The sequence below is a fragment of the Paenibacillus sp. A3M_27_13 genome (assembly GCF_024213315.1).
In the GTDB taxonomy this organism is placed as follows: domain Bacteria; phylum Bacillota; class Bacilli; order Paenibacillales; family Paenibacillaceae; genus Paenibacillus; species Paenibacillus polymyxa_B.
In genome coordinates this window covers 430,884-448,855 of record NZ_JANAVE010000001.1, presented here as the reverse complement: position 1 = coordinate 448,855, position 17,972 = coordinate 430,884, and the positions used below count along the sequence as shown (strand labels likewise).

Annotated in this window: 19 protein-coding genes; 12 read left to right on the top strand and 7 right to left on the bottom strand. The window is 47.8% G+C overall.

Annotated elements, in window-relative coordinates; translation table 11 throughout:
* Nucleotides 1-86: 86 nt before the first annotated feature.
* From asnS to NLX82_RS02015, 7 genes are all read left to right on the top strand, one after another.
* Nucleotides 87-1,382 carry an asparagine--tRNA ligase gene (gene asnS, locus NLX82_RS02045; RefSeq protein ID WP_013310674.1) on the top strand — a complete coding sequence of 432 codons (1,296 nt, stop codon included), beginning with the start codon at nucleotides 87-89 and terminating at the stop codon, nucleotides 1,380-1,382.
* Nucleotides 1,383-1,385: 3 nt separating this feature from the next.
* On the top strand, nucleotides 1,386-2,114 hold the full coding sequence (locus tag NLX82_RS02040; protein WP_071558556.1) for a DnaD domain-containing protein: 729 nt from the start codon (nucleotides 1,386-1,388) through the stop codon (nucleotides 2,112-2,114).
* A 179-nt stretch (nucleotides 2,115-2,293) separates the two neighbouring features.
* Nucleotides 2,294-2,926: an RNA polymerase sigma factor gene (locus tag NLX82_RS02035; protein WP_316243892.1), complete on the top strand. Its 633-nt coding sequence runs from the start codon at nucleotides 2,294-2,296 to the stop codon at nucleotides 2,924-2,926.
* Nucleotides 2,923-3,393, top strand: a complete 471-nt coding sequence (locus NLX82_RS02030; RefSeq protein WP_254347445.1) for a hypothetical protein — start codon at nucleotides 2,923-2,925, stop codon at nucleotides 3,391-3,393. The genes NLX82_RS02035 and NLX82_RS02030 overlap by 4 nt, the downstream gene beginning before the upstream one ends.
* 92 nt (nucleotides 3,394-3,485) lie before the next feature.
* Nucleotides 3,486-4,751 (top strand): multi-tm2 domain protein, encoded by a 1,266-nt coding sequence (locus NLX82_RS02025; protein ID WP_254347444.1) that lies wholly within the window; start codon nucleotides 3,486-3,488, stop codon nucleotides 4,749-4,751.
* 1 nt (nucleotide 4,752) lies between these two features.
* A complete protein-coding gene (locus NLX82_RS02020; protein ID WP_069079756.1) occupies nucleotides 4,753-5,535 on the top strand; it encodes a hypothetical protein in 783 nt (260 codons plus the stop codon).
* A 164-nt stretch (nucleotides 5,536-5,699) separates the two neighbouring features.
* Nucleotides 5,700-6,311, top strand: a complete 612-nt coding sequence (locus NLX82_RS02015; RefSeq protein ID WP_028540656.1) for a flavin reductase family protein — start codon at nucleotides 5,700-5,702, stop codon at nucleotides 6,309-6,311.
* Nucleotides 6,312-6,513: 202 nt separating this feature from the next.
* Here the strand turns inward: NLX82_RS02015 and NLX82_RS02010 are convergent, their stop codons facing one another.
* The 7 genes from NLX82_RS02010 to NLX82_RS01980 form a co-directional block, all read right to left on the bottom strand.
* Complete coding sequence (locus tag NLX82_RS02010; RefSeq protein ID WP_023989122.1) at nucleotides 6,514-7,170, bottom strand: methylthioribulose 1-phosphate dehydratase; 657 nt, start codon at nucleotides 7,168-7,170, stop codon at nucleotides 6,514-6,516.
* Nucleotides 7,171-7,848 (bottom strand): 2-hydroxy-3-keto-5-methylthiopentenyl-1-phosphate phosphatase, encoded by a 678-nt coding sequence (locus tag NLX82_RS02005; RefSeq protein ID WP_254347443.1) that lies wholly within the window; start codon nucleotides 7,846-7,848, stop codon nucleotides 7,171-7,173.
* Nucleotides 7,845-9,056 carry a 2,3-diketo-5-methylthiopentyl-1-phosphate enolase gene (locus tag NLX82_RS02000; RefSeq protein ID WP_254347442.1) on the bottom strand — a complete coding sequence of 404 codons (1,212 nt, stop codon included), beginning with the start codon at nucleotides 9,054-9,056 and terminating at the stop codon, nucleotides 7,845-7,847. Before NLX82_RS02000 ends, NLX82_RS02005 begins: the two co-directional genes overlap by 4 nt.
* Nucleotides 9,053-9,919, bottom strand: coding sequence for a pyrroline-5-carboxylate reductase (gene proC / locus NLX82_RS01995; protein WP_254347441.1), 867 nt, complete (start codon nucleotides 9,917-9,919; stop codon nucleotides 9,053-9,055). Before proC ends, NLX82_RS02000 begins: the two co-directional genes overlap by 4 nt.
* Nucleotides 9,920-9,958: 39 nt before the next feature.
* Nucleotides 9,959-11,251 carry a glutamate-5-semialdehyde dehydrogenase gene (locus tag NLX82_RS01990; RefSeq protein WP_254347440.1) on the bottom strand — a complete coding sequence of 431 codons (1,293 nt, stop codon included), beginning with the start codon at nucleotides 11,249-11,251 and terminating at the stop codon, nucleotides 9,959-9,961.
* Between the two features lie 12 nt (nucleotides 11,252-11,263).
* The gene (proB, locus tag NLX82_RS01985; protein WP_028540662.1) at nucleotides 11,264-12,469 is read right to left on the bottom strand and encodes a glutamate 5-kinase; all 1,206 of its coding nucleotides are present in this window, start codon (nucleotides 12,467-12,469) and stop codon (nucleotides 11,264-11,266) included.
* Nucleotides 12,470-12,710: 241 nt separating this feature from the next.
* Nucleotides 12,711-13,892: a pyridoxal phosphate-dependent aminotransferase gene (locus NLX82_RS01980; RefSeq protein ID WP_254347439.1), complete on the bottom strand. Its 1,182-nt coding sequence runs from the start codon at nucleotides 13,890-13,892 to the stop codon at nucleotides 12,711-12,713.
* Nucleotides 13,893-14,068: 176 nt separating this feature from the next.
* Between NLX82_RS01980 and NLX82_RS01975 the strand changes: the two genes are divergently transcribed.
* From NLX82_RS01975 to NLX82_RS01955, 5 genes are all read left to right on the top strand, one after another.
* Nucleotides 14,069-14,887 (top strand): carbon-nitrogen family hydrolase, encoded by an 819-nt coding sequence (locus tag NLX82_RS01975; RefSeq protein WP_254347438.1) that lies wholly within the window; start codon nucleotides 14,069-14,071, stop codon nucleotides 14,885-14,887.
* Nucleotides 14,888-14,909: 22 nt separating this feature from the next.
* Nucleotides 14,910-16,190 (top strand): helix-turn-helix domain-containing protein, encoded by a 1,281-nt coding sequence (locus tag NLX82_RS01970; protein ID WP_254347437.1) that lies wholly within the window; start codon nucleotides 14,910-14,912, stop codon nucleotides 16,188-16,190.
* Nucleotides 16,191-16,424: 234 nt separating this feature from the next.
* Nucleotides 16,425-16,844 (top strand): hypothetical protein, encoded by a 420-nt coding sequence (locus NLX82_RS01965; protein ID WP_023989114.1) that lies wholly within the window; start codon nucleotides 16,425-16,427, stop codon nucleotides 16,842-16,844.
* A gap of 71 nt (nucleotides 16,845-16,915) precedes the next feature.
* A complete protein-coding gene (locus tag NLX82_RS01960; protein WP_023989113.1) occupies nucleotides 16,916-17,716 on the top strand; it encodes a hypothetical protein in 801 nt (266 codons plus the stop codon).
* An 82-nt stretch (nucleotides 17,717-17,798) separates the two neighbouring features.
* Nucleotides 17,799-17,939, top strand: coding sequence for a hypothetical protein (locus NLX82_RS01955; RefSeq protein ID WP_023989112.1), 141 nt, complete (start codon nucleotides 17,799-17,801; stop codon nucleotides 17,937-17,939).
* Nucleotides 17,940-17,972 lie beyond the last annotated feature (33 nt).

Genomic DNA, 17,972 nt, shown 5'->3' with positions numbered 1-17,972 from the left:
TTCCGCATGCACCAAACAGCGAGAGCAAACAGCCTGACCCAGGGGGAAGGGCTGTTTGATTTTCGGTTAAGAGGAGAGAGACGGTCATGACGAATAAAAGTACGATTGCCCAAGTGGGCCGCCATGTAGGGGAAACGGTTACAATCGGCGCTTGGGTAAACAATAAACGATCTAGTGGTAAAATTCAGTTCCTGCAACTGCGCGATGGTAGCGGGTATATTCAAGGGGTTATCGTGAAAAGTGAAGTGTCCGAGGATATTTGGAATGACGCCAAATCCTTGACTCAAGAGAGCTCCCTTTACGTTACTGGAGTGGTGCGTGAAGAACCGCGTAGCCAATCGGGCTTTGAATTAACGGTTACAGGCATTGAAATTATTCATTTGACCGAAAACTACCCGATTACACCCAAAGAGCATGGTGTAGATTTCCTGATGGATCATCGTCACTTGTGGCTGCGTTCCGCCAAGCAACGTGCTGTTCTGATCGTACGGGCGGAAATTATCCGTGCTGTACAGGAATTCTTTAACGGCAACGGCTTTACGAAGGTGGACCCACCTATTTTGACTCCTTCCTCTGCAGAAGGTACAACAGAGTTGTTCCACATTAAATATTTTGATGAAGATGCGTATTTGACACAAAGCGGACAGTTGTATATGGAAGCCGCGGCAATGGCGCTGGGCAAAGTGTATTCCTTTGGTCCAACTTTCCGTGCGGAAAAGTCCAAAACACGTCGTCACCTGATTGAGTTCTGGATGATCGAGCCTGAGATGGCTTTTGTGGATCATGAAGAATCCTTGCGCGTTCAGGAGCAGTTTGTAAGCCATATCGTGCAATCTGTTCTGAAAAACTGTGCGAAGGAGCTTGAAACAATCGGACGCGATGTTTCGAAGCTGGAGCAAATTCAAGGCGAATTTCCACGTATTACGTATGATGAGGCGATTGCCTTCCTTCAAGGTGAAGGTTTCGATATCCCATGGGGCGAAGACTTTGGTGCTCCTCATGAAACGGCGATTGCTGAAAGATATAACAAACCTGTGTTCATTACACATTGGCCAACTCACATTAAGGCATTCTATATGAAACCAGACCCAACCCGTCCAGAGGTTGTTCTGTGTGCCGATATGATCGCTCCTGAAGGCTATGGCGAAATTATCGGGGGTTCCCAACGGATTGATGATCCAGCATTGATGGAAGAACGTTTTAACGAGCATAACTTGGCTCGTGAAGCCTACCAATGGTATATGGACCTGCGCACCTATGGTACCGTTCCGCATTCCGGCTTTGGACTGGGCCTGGAGCGTACAGTAGCATGGATTTGTGGACTCGATCATGTACGTGAAACGATTCCGTTCCCACGTATGCTGTATCGTTTGTATCCGTAACCGATGACCGGATCATTCGACAAGACATCAGCGGCAGAATGGGCGGAGGGAGTAGCCTTTGCTATGGAAGCCGGAATGGTCCAGATTCCCTATGCCCTGCTCAAGCATTATCGGACACTTCGGCTGACAGATGCTGAAATGCTGCTACTGATGCAGTTGCTTGCCTTTAAACAAGCGGAACGTAATGAATTTCCGACATGGGAACAATTGCAGACCCGTATCGGATGTACTGCGAACGAAATCGCACTCTATTTCAGTAAGCTCATGAAAGAAGGATTTTTGAGAATCGATTCCGTAGAAGACCGCAGTTCATCCGTACAATTCGAACGTTACAATTTGACGGGGCTGTATCGTAAGTTGGCAGAATGTATGATCGCCGAGCGTAACGAGCAGCATGATGAAGATGACATTTTGTTTGCCGGAAAGCCGGATTTACTGAATGGAATATCAGAATCCCCGCTTACAGAAGAACGGAATTTGTTTACGATTTTTGAGAAAGAATTCGGGCGGCCATTATCACCGATGGAATACGAGACGATCACCAGCTGGGTGGATCAGGATCGGTATCCCGAGGAGCTGATTTTGCTGGCTTTGAAGGAAGCGGTATTTGCAGGGAAGGTTCATTTCCGGTATATAGACCGTATTTTGCTGGAGTGGAGCCGAAACCGTGTTCGTAATGCACAGGATGCCAAAGAATACGCCCAGCGATTCCGTGGTGGCGGACGCAATTGATATATCGGTCTAAGCCTTTTAGGCTAAGCAGTAGACTTATGTATCGAGGTTGTCACTGCAAATTGGCTAATGTGCAATGAGAACAATCTGGAATATCGCCTGTGCGCGTGAACTAAGCCGAAATGAAAGCGAGTAAATAGGCTTTAATGATAGAGGACACACCATTCCGTCAGGAGGGTGTGTCCTTTTTAAATATTTTTTTTGAAATATGCAGGGGAAGGAAATTTCCTGGCGTCTATAGTATTGGGAAGGGGGAGAGCGTCATTGATATAGAGAGAATCATTGAACGAATACGGTCCGGTGACCGGCAGGCGTTCCGTGAGATCGTAGAGCTGTACAGCAAGCATATATTTCATGTCGCCTATTCGGTACTGCATGACAGCAAGGAAGCAGAAGATGCCGCGCAGGAGGCATTCGTTCAGGTGTACAAGTCTCTCCCCCAGTACCGGAACGAAGGATTTAAAACGTGGTTGAGCCGAATTGCGCTCCACAAAGCGCTGGATATTAAGCGCAAACAGGACAGACGACCCGCAGAGCTTATAGACGTCGCACAATCCCTTGTACAGCTCCCTTCCCGGGATGAGGATGTGCTGGCTCGTCTCATTCGCGAGGAGCAAATTGAAGAACTATCGCAAAAAATCGCCCAGTTGCCCCAGCAACATCGGGATATTATTCAAGCCTATTATATGCAGGGCAAAACCTACGACCAAATTGCAGAAGAGACGCAGGTAGCTTTAAAAACAGTAGAGTCGAGGCTCTATCGGGCGCGGCTATGGATTCGAAACCACTGGAAGGAGGAGGAATGGCAATGACTGACCAACAGGATAAACCGTGGATTGAAGGGAAATCGAATGACTGGCATGCTTACATTGCAGGAACTTGCACGATAGAGGAGTCTGCCCGGCTGGAAAAGCTCCTGCTGGAAGACGAACAGGCGCTGATGCTATATCTTGTCGCACTGGAGCAACTGGAGTCAACTATGAAAGATTATTCTGCCTGGATGGATACGGAGCGCTTCACAGATCAGGTAATGGCCGTTCTTCCCGAGATAGAAGCTGAACCGAATCAAGTTCTGTTTAAAAAACGCCGCTGGTTTGAAAAACCTGTGTTTCACTACGTTGTCGCCGCAAGCCTAACGTTGATCTTGTTGTCCAGTGGAGCCTTTGACAAAATGATGCCGCAAACAGATGGAAAGCCGATTCCTCCAAAAGAACGCGTTTCTTACAGTCAAGAGGTCATGCGAGCTACAACAACCTGGCTCGATAAATTAAAGCCCTAAATCATCGGATAAAGGCTGAGATGAAAAAACTCAAACAACAACCTTCAAATGGGGACTTTATTAAATCCCATAAATAGAAAGGAAGTGTAGCGATGCCTTATGCGGAAAGAAGCAAGCTCTTGGCATTTCTATTGAACATCATTCCCGGTGTGGGACACTACTACTGGACCAGAAAAGCCAATGCGTTTGTATACACCATTTTGTTTTTCGGATGTCTGGCGGGAGGATTATTTTTTTCAGTGGTTTCAAGAGACGAATTACCTTTATTGGCCAGTATGTTTGTTGCCGCTCTTTTTTGGGGGCTGAGTATGCTGCATATCATTATTAGCTTATTACGTTATGATCCTCGTGCAGCTGCTGTTCCATATCCCCCACATGCAGGACCCAATCCATATGGTTATTACTCGCAAAGTGGGCCTTATGGACATGCAGGTTCAACGGGAGAGGTACCGGAGGGGGCAACAGACGCGGATGTGGATGCACCGGGAGCAGGAATGGGATATGGCCCGGGCTATAACCATTATCAACAAGGACACTATGGTATGGCAGGATCACCTGCTTTTCAAAAAGGATCGGAGAATGAACGCTTTTTTACGATTTTGCTGTCGTTCATTCCTGGATTGGGACACCTTCATTTGGGGCTGATGCAGCGTGGTTTGTCTTTTCTGCTATCTTTCTTTGGCTTTGGAGCGATCCTCGTTTTTATTACCAGCATTACAAACGAATCCGGATTTTTGGCGTTTGCGGGCGTGCTGCCGATCATTTGGCTGTATTGCATGTTTGATGCGGTGCAGCATGTACATCGCAAACAAGCGGGAGAAATGCTTCAGGACCGGACTTTGTTTGAGGAACTGGAGCATGGAAGAGTCGAGGGACGGCGGAGTAAAATGCTGGCTACCATTTTATCGGTATTTCCCGGTGCTGGACATATGTATATCGGTTTGCAAAAGCGTGGACTCCAGCTTATGCTTCTGTTTTTAGGAGGCATCTATGTACTGGACGTGCTATATCTTTCACTCTTTTTGTTCCTGATTCCGGTGGTTTGGTTTTACAGCTTTTTTGATGCGTTGCAGCAAGTAAGCCGTTATGGACGGGAGCCGCTGATCGACAAGCCTGTGATCGGTATGTTTGCACAATATCACCGCTGGGTAGGCTTGGGGTTGCTATTGCTGGGCGCCTATTACATCTTAATCAACGTACTAGTTCCTACTCTGGATCGTCTGTTTCCGAATGGAGAGATTTATAATTTGGTTGACATGTATCTACGGACGATTATCGTATCCTTATTGTTGATTGGCGGTGGTATTTGGATGATGATTGGGAATTCCAAATCTAAACGAGTAAAGGAGAAGCAATAGAATGGATACTGAGTTTTCAAAGAGTGAGGCTCCCTTTAAGGGAGCCCATCATCCTCATAGCGATGGAGGAGGCTCCACAGGTATATTTGGTACATCGTCTAACAAAAATAGTTCCTCTAAAGCGTCAAACGCTCCGGCAGGGGTGTGGAAAGTCGGAAGGCTGTCAATGGGACTTTTCCTCGTCCTGCTGGGGGGCATAACGTTTGCCTCCAAGTTTTGGGGAGCGGGCATACTGGACCAGGCTTTGACCTGGTGGCCTGTCGTTTTTGTTTTGCTGGGGTTGGAAATTTTAATGTATACTGCTTGGAAAGGGACGCGTGAGCGCATTCGTTATGATTTATTCAGTATGTTTATTACGGCGGTATTGGTTTTTTGCTGTATCGGATTTGCCTTGGTCAGTTCATTGGGGATCACTCCGCAAGTCAGAGAAATAATGAGTTCGGTTCAGGAAACAAGGCTTCTCCCAGACTGGCATGAAAAACTGCCTGCCGGAGTGACCAAGGTGATTGTACAGGGAGAAGATCCTTATGCGGTCAAAATTGATGCAACCACCTCACCGGAGGTGCATGTGTTCGGGAGTTATGTATACACAGGCAAAGAGGACGAAATAAAGGGGCAAGATTTATATCAGACCAAGCAAATCGGCGATACCTTGTATGTATTACTGGGTCAAATTCCGACACGGTTTATGCAGACTCAGCAGCAGCTTGATGTTACGATTGCTGTACCTGAGGGAATTACGGTTACTGTGCGCGATAGCCGAGGAAATATAATTGAAAAATAGGGAGATCTTCCGGCTCCAACTTTACATTTCGTATCATTCACGCGATACTGAAAGGGAAGCCTGAGATGTCATCCATGTCGCTAACTAATGGTGCATTTGCTTATCAGGCGAAACTTGATGATGTGCAGTCGAATAGCGATTGTAATCGGAAATGAGGGAGAAAAATGATTTCGTTGAATCCTGACACGCTTACAGGGCGTGAAAATTATAAGCTGTTGACCGGAAGTATCATCCCAAGGCCGGTAGCCTTTGTAACGACTTTGAGCAGCGAAGGGGTGCTGAATGGTGCGCCGTTCAGTTATTTTTCCATCGTAGCTTCTGAACCGCCACTGCTGTCTGTATCCGTACAACGTGTTGATGGAGTACCCAAAGATACAGCACGTAATGCGATGGAGCATAAGGCTTTTGTCGTACATATCACAGACGAGGACAATGTGGGAGCGGTGAATGTGACGGCTTCCCGTCTGTTGCCGCAGGAGAGTGAGGTTACACTGGCAGGCCTTACCCCGGTCAAAAGTACAAAAATCGAAGTTCCCGGTGTGGCAGAAGCGAAAATACGTATGGAATGTATTCTGGAACAGGTTATACCGTTGGGAGGTCAGGAGGACACACCTGCCTGTGATCTGTTAATCGGACGCGTAGTGCAGTATCATTTGTCCGAGGAAGCGTATCAAAATACGTATGTGATTGCTAAGGAGTTGCGTCCAGTAAGTCGTTTGGCTGGGAACAACTATGCGAAGCTAGGAGAGCAATTCACGCTGGAGCGTCCCCAATAGGGGGCGTTTTTTTACAGCATATCCAAAATTATATCAGGAGGATTCTTATTCATCATATTTCCTTTTATGTCGCTAGTAGAATAGAAATACCCTTATTATAAAAAAAGAGAACGTTCCTGTGCTATCGCTTAGGCTCCGTTCTCGATATTCAATGACTACTTTTACAAATAAGGATACGCATCTTTGATATTTATGAGTTTATTTACTTCAAAGTTTTCAGCAGCAGGGAGCGATAGGTTGTTTCAAACAAAAATTCAAACGCCTCCAAATGCTTTTTAGCTTCAAATACATCACGGCCCCACGCATAAATGCCGTGGTTACGCAATAAAATTCCAGGCACCTGATCATTCAGCACACCAGGTACGAGCTTGGCAATCGAGGCAATATCCGCGTAATTAGGCAGCACAGGAATATCAATGGCAGCATTTTCTTTCCAAATGTTAAAAGCCTTGATCAGCTCAATACCTTGGATAGGTACAGCGCCTTGCTCACCGTAATATTCGGAAATCAGATTGTTAAACACGGTATGCACATGAAAAACGGCTCCGCAGCCTGTTAGGCGGTAAATTTCACAATGTATAAGCGTCTCTGCGCTTGGCTTGAGGTTTGTCGCTTCTGCCGCTTTTCCGTACTGGTCTACGAATAGAAAATCTTCCGGAGTACGCTTGGTTTTATCCTTGCCGCTGGCGGTGACTGCAAAATAAAATTGTTCGGGATGAAAGTCACCAATTCGGATCGACAAATTGCCGCTCGTGCCGGGGAACCAGTTGCGAGATGCGAATAGTTCTTTGACATCAGCGAGTTCTTCCAGTGCGCGGCGTTTTTCTTCCAATGAAATGTCTGCCAAGTTAAAACTCATTTACAGCACCCCTTGCTCCTGTTTTTGCTTTAAACCCTCGATAATGTCATCAAATGTTTCAAAGGGTACATGTGGTACGCCAAGCTCTTGACACTTTAAAGTCAGATGCGAACGGGAGTACACAAGATCGGCAATTTTAGCTCCTTCAAAATCGGTCAGGCTGTCGCCGATCAAAATCCGTTCGTATTGTTCGGAAGGGTATTGACGAATCACAGTCGTTTTACACATGCCACAATCATTTGTACACGGTTCCTCACATGGATGCGGCCAAGTAATCTGGATGCGATCCCCGGAAAAATCCGCTCCGTTGCAATAGACGTGGTCGTGTGGAATATCGAAGGGTTTTAGCAATGGATCAATAAAAAAATCAATGCCGCCACTGGTGACGAAAAATTGAATCTGCTGCTCTCGTACATAGCCCAAAAAGCGTGCAAAGCCCTCGCGTATACCAGCTTGTCCAAGTACATATGAGATAATTTCGTCCTTTTGCTCCGAAGGCATGAGGGCAAACATCGCACCTACGCCTTCACGAATGGATGTATGCCCATTTACGATCTGATGCATGATGGGCTCACAGCCTGTAGGTTGAAAATGCTTCATAATGGCGACAATATTGTCGCTGTTCGTAATTGTCCCGTCAAAATCGCAAAAAATGACGGGCTTCTTCGCTGTGCTCATCGTTCACCTCCCCATGTGTCGAGCGCAGATTGCAGCTCGGGGTGAGTACGGGCGTATTCTGCCAGAGGGACATTTTGCTGTACCGCTTCAATCGCCTGCACAAAGGCGCGCCCACCAGCGTCTGTACCCAGCGGATGACCGTGAATCCCGCCCCCAGCGTTGACAACAACGTCAGTACCAAAGTCACGTACAATTAACGGCACGAGGCCCGGGTGAATCCCTGCGGAAGGGACCGGCATACTGGCGTTCAGCGGTAGATCAGGGGTGATCAGCTCATCGCGGATCGCCATGTTTTCCTCACGCGGCATCGTCACTGAGCCGTAGGGAGAAGGGAAGAGGACGAGGTCAGCGCCAGCCAGCCGCATAAGCTGACCGAGTAGGACGGACGCCGAAATACCATAATGCGGCGATGGATAAGCAGCTCCCGCCAACGAAGGATGGGCTGCAATCGGCACCGAGACGGCAGGATCGCTACTAAGTTCATGTAGCACATCGTAACCGTAGGCCAACACGTTAAACAGTAACGCGTTGGCACCCGCATCAATGGCCTTGAGAGCTTGCGTCTTAAGCTGCGAGGTCGGCCCCGTTAAATTAGCGGCATACAGCAGCTTTTTACCGGTTTCACGCTCAGCCGCTTCGGCGGCTTTGATGCAGGCTTCGACACGTTTTTCAATCGGCGTCAGCGCGTTTTCAAACAAGATCTCGTCGTCCTTGATCAGATCAACGCCACCGAGAGCCTGCCGGGTAAACTGTTCACGAAGTTCGTCCAAATTGAGGCCAATTACAGATTTGAAAATGCTCATGAGCAGGGGACGATCATACACGCCAAGCTGTTCGCGCAAGCCGCTGATACCGAATTTCGGTCCTGGAAAAGCAGAGCGGAATGCTTCCGAGAAACCCAGCTTCGTTAGCTTAATTCGGCCGTCCATCGAAATTTTGCCGAAGACTGTGACCAGCAGAGCAGGAATGTCTCGGCTGAAGTTGACATCCGGGTAAGCGATGGTCAGGTCCGCGTACCGTTCACCGGGACCTCCATCGTAAATATCCACAGAATGAACCGAGCCAAGATGCTTTTGCATCGCGTCCCGTTTGGCTTGCGGGAGCTCAGTCCAGCTGCCCACCGTCATGCCGATGGCAATAGATTGGGCCTTTTGGTTAAAATCGGCTTTGTCATCGTATACCCGGTAGGTCGCCAAGCAATAGCTCATTCAATTCCCTCCTTGAGTACAGCTCCCATCTCGCGGGATCGTTCAGCGCACCGCTGCACCGCCGCAATCACCGTTTCGTAGAAGTCACCTTTGTCCAGCATTTCCAATGCAGCTACCGTAGAGCCATTAGGAGACATGATTTTGTGGCGAAGGGCAGAAGGCTCCTCTCCGGTTTGCTGCACCATGCGTGCCGCTCCAAGCGCGGTTTGCACCGTTAGTTCGTGCGCTTGCTCAGGGGTCAAGCCACCACGGATTCCCCCGGCAATCATGGCTTCCATCAGGTAGTAGACATAAGCAGGGCCGCTTCCAGATATCCCGGTCAAAACATCCATTTTCTCTTCTTCTATAACCGTTACCGTCCCTACAGATTCGAACATCGTAAGCACGTTTTTACGCTGGTTTTCGCTGATTTCCTTGGAAAAGCTAATGCCTGTGGCTCCCAGCCCAATTGAGCTGGATGTATTGGGCATCGTCCGTGCGATCGGCTGCTTGCGACCCAGCAACGTTTGCATCGTACGAATGGACAATCCTGCGATTACCGAAATAATCAGCTGCTCATCAGACAGAAGTGGGCCGAGTTGCCCAAGTGCTTGTGCAGCATCCTTGGGCTTCATGGCAAGCACAATGACCGGAGAATGACGCAGAAGCTCGGTTTTGGCGGCATCCTCGGTTTGGAACAAGACTCCATATTGCTTTTGAAGTTCCTCAAGGCGAGCCTGATTACTGCGGTTGATGACGGTAATACCACTACGTTTGACGACAGAACGAGCCGTCATTCCGCGAATAATAGCCTCTGCCATTGATCCTGCCCCGAAAAATGTAATTTGCTCATTAATTAAAACCTTTGTTTGTGATTCACACATAGATTCATAACCTCCAAGGATACAGATTGATTTATGTTATTATTCCCTGATTTGTCCAGTACCGTACACGCGATATTTGGTTGAAGTCAAGGCAGGCAATCCCATTGGGCCGCGGGCATGTAATTTTTGTGTGCTGATTCCGATCTCGGCACCAAACCCAAACTCGAAGCCATCCGTGAAGCGAGTGGATGCATTGTGATACACGGCTGCCGCGTCCACTTCTTGCAGAAAACGCTCGACATGGGCTTTGTCCTCGGTGACAATACACTCAGAATGCATCGTACCGTAACGGGCAATATGCTCTAGTACTTCGTCCAAATTGTTTACGACCTTGATGTTCATAATGTAATCATTATACTCGGTGCCGTAATCCTCTTCTGTAACAGGAATAGCCCAAGGGGCCAATTCTCGTGTGCGTGCACAGCCGCGTAGCTCAACCCCCGCATCACGAAAGCGTTCTGCCAATCCTGTTAAGTGTGCTTTTGCATAATCCGAGTGTACGAGCAATGTTTCCATCGAGTTACACACGGACGGTCTTTGCACCTTGGCATTCAGTGTAATCGCTTCGGCCATTGCTGCATCCGCTGTAGCGTCCAAAAAGGTATGGCATACACCAGCTCCGGTTTCGATGACAGGTACGGTAGCGTTCTGAACAACATTTTGAATGAGTGAACGCCCGCCGCGTGGAATAATTACATCCAGCAAGCCGTTCAAGGTGAGCATTTCGTTGACCGAGGCACGGTCTGAATCTTCAATAAGTTGAAGCGCCTCGCGTGGCACAGCTGTTGCGTCTAGTGCCTGCTGGAGTACTTCGATAATCTTGCGGTTGGAGAAGAGGGCGGCCGAACCACCGCGTAGCACAACCGGATTGCCTGTTTTCAAGCACAGGCCCGCGGCATCCACGGTTACATTTGGACGCGCTTCATATATAATGCCGATGACACCCAGCGGCACACGTATCTTCTCAATTCTCAGACCGTTTGGACGTTCAATTTGCTCAAGGGTGTCGCCGACCGGGTCAGGCAGTGCCACAATTTGGCGTAATCCTTCGGCAATAGCTCCGATTCGGTCCTCGGTCAGCTTGAGGCGGTCGAGCAGCGACTCCGATGTTCCCTGTTCCCGTCCATGTTTCAGGTCATTATGGTTTGCTGCAATCAGCTCTTCAGTATGATTTACTAGAGCTTCAGCCATAGCAAGCAATGCTTCATTTTTCTGTGCTGTAGTCAGGCGGTTCATGACCCCGGCACTTTTTTTGGCAAGATTGGCTTTGGTTCGTACTTCGCTAAACTGATTTTCCTCGGTTGCAGCTGTGTTAGTCTTTAAATCACTCATGTTACGGCCTCCCTACATACATAATGTAATCCATTCATCCCTGTGGATCACCTCAAGCCGGTGAATGGGACCGATTTTGCCCACAACCTCGCCGCTGGATAATCCTTGTACAATTCGGAGCTGTTCATCGTCATAATTGACGATGCCGCGTCCTAACACTTTATTTTCCGGTCCGAGCACCTCAACGACATCTCCGGCATGAAAGCTGCCTTCGACACGTCGTACGCCAACCGGAAGTAGACTGTGTCCTCCGTGAACCAACGCTTCCTCGGCCCCTTCGTCTACATGCACCGCGCCCAGAGGGGTGGACATAAATCCAAGCCACTGTTTTTTCATCGGAAGTGAAGAGAGGTGAGTGTCAAAATAAGTTCCCGGTCCGTGTCCTTCGACGGCTGCGTTTAGATCGCCATTCGCGCTTACACGTCCCACATATACAGGCACACCGCCGCGTGTAGCGACTTTGGCAGCTTCGATCTTGGATCGCATGCCGCCAGTACCTACAGACGATCCAGAACCTCCAGCTAATGCATAAATCTCCTCTGTAATTTCTTCGATACGTTCAAAACGTACGGCATTCGGATGCTTGCGCGGATCTGCCGTATATACGCCATCGGTGTCCGTAATGATAATTAGATGCTGAGCTTTGACCAGATTGGCAACCAGCGCGGACAGCATATCATTATCGCCGAATTTCAATTCGTCAATCGATACAGTATCATTTTCGTTAAAGATCGGGATAACCTGCTGGCGCAGCAATTCTTCTACGGTCATTCCGGCATTATTCATCCGTTTGCGGCTCAAAAAGTCACTACGGGTCAGTAGAACCTGCGCGATCACTAGGTCAAAATCTTTAAAAGCCTGCTCATAGGCCTGCATGAGAAGGGCTTGGCCAACAGCCGCTGCCGCTTGCTTTTCATGCAGTAGCTTAGGGCGAAACGGGTACCCAATCTCTCTGAATCCGGCGGCTACTGCACCTGATGTAACCAGCAGCACTTCATGACCTTTTGCACGAAGCAAACTGATTTCCCGGGCAAAATAAGCGATGGCTTCCCGATTCAAGCCACCTTCCACTCCAGTTAGAGAGCTGCTTCCGATTTTAATGACGATTCGTGTTGACAAGACGTCCACTTCCTTAATTTTACTCTTTTTAATACAAAAAAACTTCCATCCTTTGTATGCAAAGGACGAAAGTTTGTGCTTCCGCGGTACCACCTTCATTGATGATTCATGATCATCCCACTTGAAACCTGTTAACGGCAGGGACCGCCTGATTGCGCAGGGCGCTCGGGGATAGGAGTTGGGAGAGAGTCCAGGTAAATTCTTGCAGCCTATCGGAATTTACTCTCTGAACAGGACCGAGTCTCTCTTAATAGTCCCTTCAACGCGCTAAATGATATTGGATACAGAATACCACGAAAAGACCAGGTTTGGCAAAGAAGTTGTAGCTGGAAAATACGGCTTAACCAAACAGGTTTAGCTTGCCAATTCGATCAGCCGCCTCGGTCAGTCGAGCTTCTGAGCTGAGCAGTCCCGCTCGCACATATCTTTCGCCGCCATTCCCGAAGCCGATCCCTGGAGCAACAGCCACCTTGGCTTCCCGCAACAACAGATCGGCAAAAGAAGTGGAAGTATAGCCCTGCGGCACAGGCAACCAACTGAAAAAGGAGCCGCTTGGGCGCGTCGCCTTCCAGCCTATTTGCCCAAGTGCATCATAAAAAGCGTTACGGCGTGATTCATAGCGGGCTACCAGCTCGCCTACGCAGTTCTGCGAGGCCGTCAAGGCTGTCGCCGCCGCTGCCTGAATGCCGCCAAACAAGCTTACATAAATATGATCCTGTAGGAGATTAATCATCGAGATGATTTCGGCATTACCGAGCGCGAAACCAACACGCCAGCCCGCCATATTGTACGTTTTGGACAAGGTATAGAACTCAATCCCCACCTCTTTAGCACCCTCAGCCTGTAGGAAGCTTACCGGACGTTCGCCATCAAATCCAATAGCGCCATAGGCGAAATCACTGGCAACTACAATACCGTTACGTTGCGCGAATTCAACTGTATCCTCGTAAAAGGAAAGTGGAGCCGTTGCCGAGGTTGGATTATTCGGATAGTTAAGGAACATTAACTTGGCGCGGCGGCGGTCTTCCTCGGAAATGGCTTCATAATCGGGCAGAAAACGGTTCTCTTCTTTTAATGGGAGAAAAGACATTTCCGCTTTAGCCAAGGATACACCAGACCAGTAGTCCGGGTAGCCGGGATCAGGGACGAGACACACATCCCCGGGATTGAGTAAGACTTGCGGCAGCTGAACCAAACCCGTTTTTCCGCCAAACAGGATGGCGACCTCGGTTTCAGGGTTGAGCGTCACACCGTAATCCTCCTGATAGCGCTGGGCAACGGCTTCCTTGAGAAAGCTGTAACCACGAAATGGCGAATATTTATGATACAGCGGATTATCCGCTGATTCCTGCAAAGCTTTTACAATATGAGAAGGAGTGGGAGTGTCGGGGTTCCCCTGTCCAAGATTAATGACATCATGCCCCGCCGCGATTTCACGGTTTACATTTTGTACAAGTGTGGCAAAAAATTGAGTGGGTAACTGTTTCATGACGTCAGCGGAGGGAATAGAAAAATGAGTCATCAATTCACACGACCTTTTGGAATAGTTTAAGAAATAATCTATCACGATTTTACCGAGTTGTATAGGGGGAATTAAGCTTGCATGGTTGCGTAATCCAGACTGATCGGGCTATGATGGGGGAAAATACCGGACAATGGGTCGCGGGAAGCTCTGGCTCACAAGGAGGATGAAGGATTTTGACGTATCAGGAAGCTCAGCCGTTCAGTGTTGCACTCATACAAGCTCACATAGAGATAGGAAATCCCCCGGAAAACCGCAGTCATATCCGAGCTTTAATGGAACAAGCGATGAAAGTCGAACTGAAGCCGGATCTGATTGTCCTGCCGGAAATGTGGAACACAGGTTATGCCTTAGATCGCATTCATGAGCTGGCGGACAAGGAAGGGACGGAGACTCGGGCATGGATAGCAGCATTCGCTGCCACCCATGAAGTGAACGTAGTAGCTGGGTCGATCGCAGAGAAAAAAAGCGACGGTCATGTGTATAATACGATGCTCGTTTTTGACCGAACAGGCAAAGAGGTTGCTTCGTATTCCAAGATTCATCTATTCCGACTTATGGATGAAGAAAAATATTTGCAGCCTGGCGAAGAAAAGGTTTTATTCGCACTGGATGGCGGGATTCAGGCAGGGGCGTCGATCTGCTATGATATTCGTTTTCCTGAACTAGCCCGTAGTTTGGCCCTGTCGGGCGCAAATTTGCTGATCGTACCCGCAGAATGGCCTCATCCCCGGCTTCATCACTGGCGTACCTTGCTAACCGCACGTGCTATAGAAAATCAAATGTATGTTATTGCTTGTAACCGGGTAGGTCGCAGCGGAGATACTGATTTCTTCGGGCATTCGCTTATTATTGATCCATGGGGAGAAATCATTGCTGAGGGCGGAGAGCAGGAGGGGATCATCACAGGAACGATTGAGTCTGCCTTAGTGCAGGACGTACGTGGTCGTATTCCGGTGTTTGAAGATCGGCGTCCCTCACTGTATGACCGATAATCAGTGTAGAAAGGAATACTCCATGCTTAAGGAACGCATTGAATTTTTGTGTAAAAAGAAAAATCTGTCCCGTAAAGAGCTGGTAGACGGGCTGGTGACACCAGCACATTTCGCAAATATACTGGCTGACCGTTACCCGTTGGCAGAGGATTTGGCCGAGCAAATTGCTGGGCGTTTAGGTGTAAATCCCTCCTACCTCTTGCGTGCAGCGGCAGAGGATGAAGAGACGCTGACTACAGCGGATAAGATTTTCACAGAGCTGTCCAAGCTGGCTAATCCTGCCACGGAAAGCTATGTGGATCTACTGGAGGATCGCAACGATTCGCTTGTGGTGGAAATGACGACTTATTTGATGAAGGCCGTTTATTACCAGCAGTTAAATGACCCAACGGCCTATGAATATTTACATCAAACCTATTTGAATTTTTATTTGGAGAAGTTTGGTCGCTCGGATGAGGTGGAGCTGCCCGCACCGCTAAAAAAAGCAATATTATTTTATAAAATCCAGTATTTCCGCTCGAAAAATCATTATTATGATGTGCTGAATAACGTTACGCAGCTAAGCCGTCTAGTGGAAGAGGGGACGGAAAACTGGCTGAATGCGCAAAACATTATGATGGAGGCCTGTATTCAGGTTAAGCAATTTGATCAGGCGAAGCAGGTATTCGAGCAGACGATGCGCAGAGTATATGATGATCGGCTTTTTCACCGTTTGACGGGCCTGTATGTGGCTTACAGCGGATATTGTTTTGCCATGGGTTCTGTACAGGAAGCACTGCTAACGTTGTCTATGGCTGAGGCCAATTTGGTCTATTTGGAAAATGCGGCAGATATGCTCACGACCATTCTGAACAACCGGATTATTATGCTGACATCGATTGGCGAGCTGGATAAGGCTTTGGAGGAAGTAGCGCGTTTTGAAGCGCTGGTGAGCCGGGAGCGGGAGGAAATGCAGCAGATGATGCTGCCCGTTACGCTAATTTATCGCTGTGAGATTGCGTTTGCGCGCAAAAATTGGGGGCTTCTCTCACAGCATTTGGATCAACTGCGTAAAACAAATCTGACAACAGATCAGCAAATGGGGCTTGATTTTTATGAGAGCCAACTGGCGCTTGCCCAAGGGAATCAGGACGCCTTTTGGATGCATGCCTTGCAATGCTTGCCTTATTTTGAAGCTCTCCAGCATCCAGCGCGGCTTGAACAGTTATATGAAACGCTGGCAGTTGTGTCCGAGGACAGTCGTCGTTATAAAGAATCATCGGCGTATTATCGCAAATTGGTCTATCTTTTGCGTAAAAAATAGCCTGAATTCACTCGTTTTTCACAAAACTATCGGATGATCGTGCGAAAGAATACTCCAAAGTGCGCAAAATTTTGTGTAAACCGTCCCAGAGTTCAAAATAAACCGGAAAAGTACAGGTTAAAGCTCCTGTTTTTTCGGTTTTTTTGTATGCGCCAAAACGTATTGTGATGTCAGATACCGTCTTCTATACTGAATTCATAAGGTACGACAATACAAAATACGAGGTGCAACCACATGATGAACTTTTTCGGTAAAAAGAAAAAACAGCAGGATGCGATAGAACAAGCAGATCAACTGATGAATAAGGGTTTGTCCGGATTATTTATGAAAGGTTTGGTACCCAAAGAGCATCGGGAACAGATCAACCAAAGCCTAAACTCGGCAAGACAAGCTCAAACGGCAGCTAACAGTAGTTTGTCGATGTCGGCGACTGCGGTTGTTATTTCGGTAACAGATACCGGGAAGCTCGTGAATTTTGATCCGATTGTGGTGCTAATGCTAGATGTGACAGAAGTAAACGGTAATCGATATCCAAAAACGTTGGAAACGCTCGTATCCAAGCTGCAAATTCCGCGACCTGGAGATACGGTGGGTCTGGGGAGCAATCCGGTAAATCCATCGGAGCTGATTTATATGGGTCTGGTGACAGTGTAAATGAGCAGGTCGTTTCACCTTTCTTGCTGACATATAATTTGAACAGATGATTGAAAAAGGGGTTTTGGAGGATGAAAGGATTTTTGAGTATTATCGGGGTACTTATGGTGTTTGGTGTAGGCTTCTCACCATTTTTGGCTAACTATTTATGGGATGATCCATTTGTGATTATGGATGCCCCGTGGTATAGGCCGTTAATTTATATAGGCTTTGCGCTTATTTTTCTACCTGGAATTTTAGGTGTGTTTTTTGAAGGCGGTAAGGTTAAGAAGGGTGTTCCTGGGGTTGGGATTATTACAAGTGTTCAGCTAACAGGGACTTATGTAAACAATCAGCCGCAGGTAAAGCTCGGGTTGACCGTAACCAAACATGGAGAAGACAAATATGATACTGCTTTGACGACGATTATTCCTTTGACTTCCATGGCTCAATTTCAGCCAGGCTCGATCATTCCGTTGGTCGTATCGGAGAAAGATAAACTGAAAGTAGGACTTGACCTGAAAGGGCAGGTGTCGCAGACGGATTTACAAGCGTTAATGAATGAGCAAATGGTCAAGCAGGGCGTATCGCCTGAGCTGATGGAAATTGCCAAAACCGGTGAGCAGGCATATGCGAAGGTGCTGGATGTCACACCCATGGGGGAAGCAGGACCTAATAAAATTAAGCTTCAATTTACGCTGAGTGTTACGAAAAACAACGGCGATACATTTAATGTAACCACGCAAAAGGTTGTTTTTTCTTCCCAACTATCCAAGCTGCAGCAGGGAAGTATTATAGAGGTCATTTATTCACCTCAAGATCCTTCGAAATTGGTCTTTAAAACACAAGTGAGTGAAGCCGAGGTACAGCAAGCATTTGGTTCTTCTCGATAATAAAAAAGTTTTCTGATACCTGTTTCAGATACAGCCCATAGGTGTATTATAATAGTATCCCGACACCAGGAGGTTGATAACGATGGATAACCAAAGTAGATCCGAACTGGCGAATAGGGATGGCCTGTCACGGCCGAGAGGCTTAAATAGACAGGTTGTCGGAAACAATTATGAAATGGGCTATGATCAGGATAAAAGTCCACCAGATTTAGGGAGACCCTGATCACAAAAAGGCGAGGACAGGCACTTTGGGATC

Bases quoted from the DNA above. Each gene is read 5' to 3' on its own strand.
- proB (WP_028540662.1), bottom strand. From the start codon at position 12,469: ATGAAGGTGGTACCGCGGAAGCACAAACTTTCGTCCTTTGCATACAAA.
- NLX82_RS01960 (WP_023989113.1), top strand. From the start codon at position 16,916: ATGAAAGGATTTTTGAGTATTATCGGGGTACTTATGGTGTTTGGTGTA.
- NLX82_RS01970 (WP_254347437.1), top strand. From the start codon at position 14,910: ATGCTTAAGGAACGCATTGAATTTTTGTGTAAAAAGAAAAATCTGTCC.
- proC (WP_254347441.1), bottom strand. From the start codon at position 9,919: ATGTGTGAATCACAAACAAAGGTTTTAATTAATGAGCAAATTACATTT.
- NLX82_RS02010 (WP_023989122.1), bottom strand. From the start codon at position 7,170: ATGAGTTTTAACTTGGCAGACATTTCATTGGAAGAAAAACGCCGCGCA.
- NLX82_RS02015 (WP_028540656.1), top strand. From the start codon at position 5,700: ATGATTTCGTTGAATCCTGACACGCTTACAGGGCGTGAAAATTATAAG.
- NLX82_RS01955 (WP_023989112.1), top strand. From the start codon at position 17,799: ATGGATAACCAAAGTAGATCCGAACTGGCGAATAGGGATGGCCTGTCA.
- NLX82_RS01990 (WP_254347440.1), bottom strand. From the start codon at position 11,251: ATGAGTGATTTAAAGACTAACACAGCTGCAACCGAGGAAAATCAGTTT.
- NLX82_RS02000 (WP_254347442.1), bottom strand. From the start codon at position 9,056: ATGAGCTATTGCTTGGCGACCTACCGGGTATACGATGACAAAGCCGAT.
- asnS (WP_013310674.1), top strand. From the start codon at position 87: ATGACGAATAAAAGTACGATTGCCCAAGTGGGCCGCCATGTAGGGGAA.
- NLX82_RS02030 (WP_254347445.1), top strand. From the start codon at position 2,923: ATGACTGACCAACAGGATAAACCGTGGATTGAAGGGAAATCGAATGAC.
- NLX82_RS02040 (WP_071558556.1), top strand. From the start codon at position 1,386: ATGACCGGATCATTCGACAAGACATCAGCGGCAGAATGGGCGGAGGGA.
- NLX82_RS02025 (WP_254347444.1), top strand. From the start codon at position 3,486: ATGCCTTATGCGGAAAGAAGCAAGCTCTTGGCATTTCTATTGAACATC.
- NLX82_RS01965 (WP_023989114.1), top strand. From the start codon at position 16,425: ATGATGAACTTTTTCGGTAAAAAGAAAAAACAGCAGGATGCGATAGAA.
- NLX82_RS01980 (WP_254347439.1), bottom strand. From the start codon at position 13,892: ATGACTCATTTTTCTATTCCCTCCGCTGACGTCATGAAACAGTTACCC.
- NLX82_RS02005 (WP_254347443.1), bottom strand. From the start codon at position 7,848: ATGAGCACAGCGAAGAAGCCCGTCATTTTTTGCGATTTTGACGGGACA.
- NLX82_RS02020 (WP_069079756.1), top strand. From the start codon at position 4,753: ATGGATACTGAGTTTTCAAAGAGTGAGGCTCCCTTTAAGGGAGCCCAT.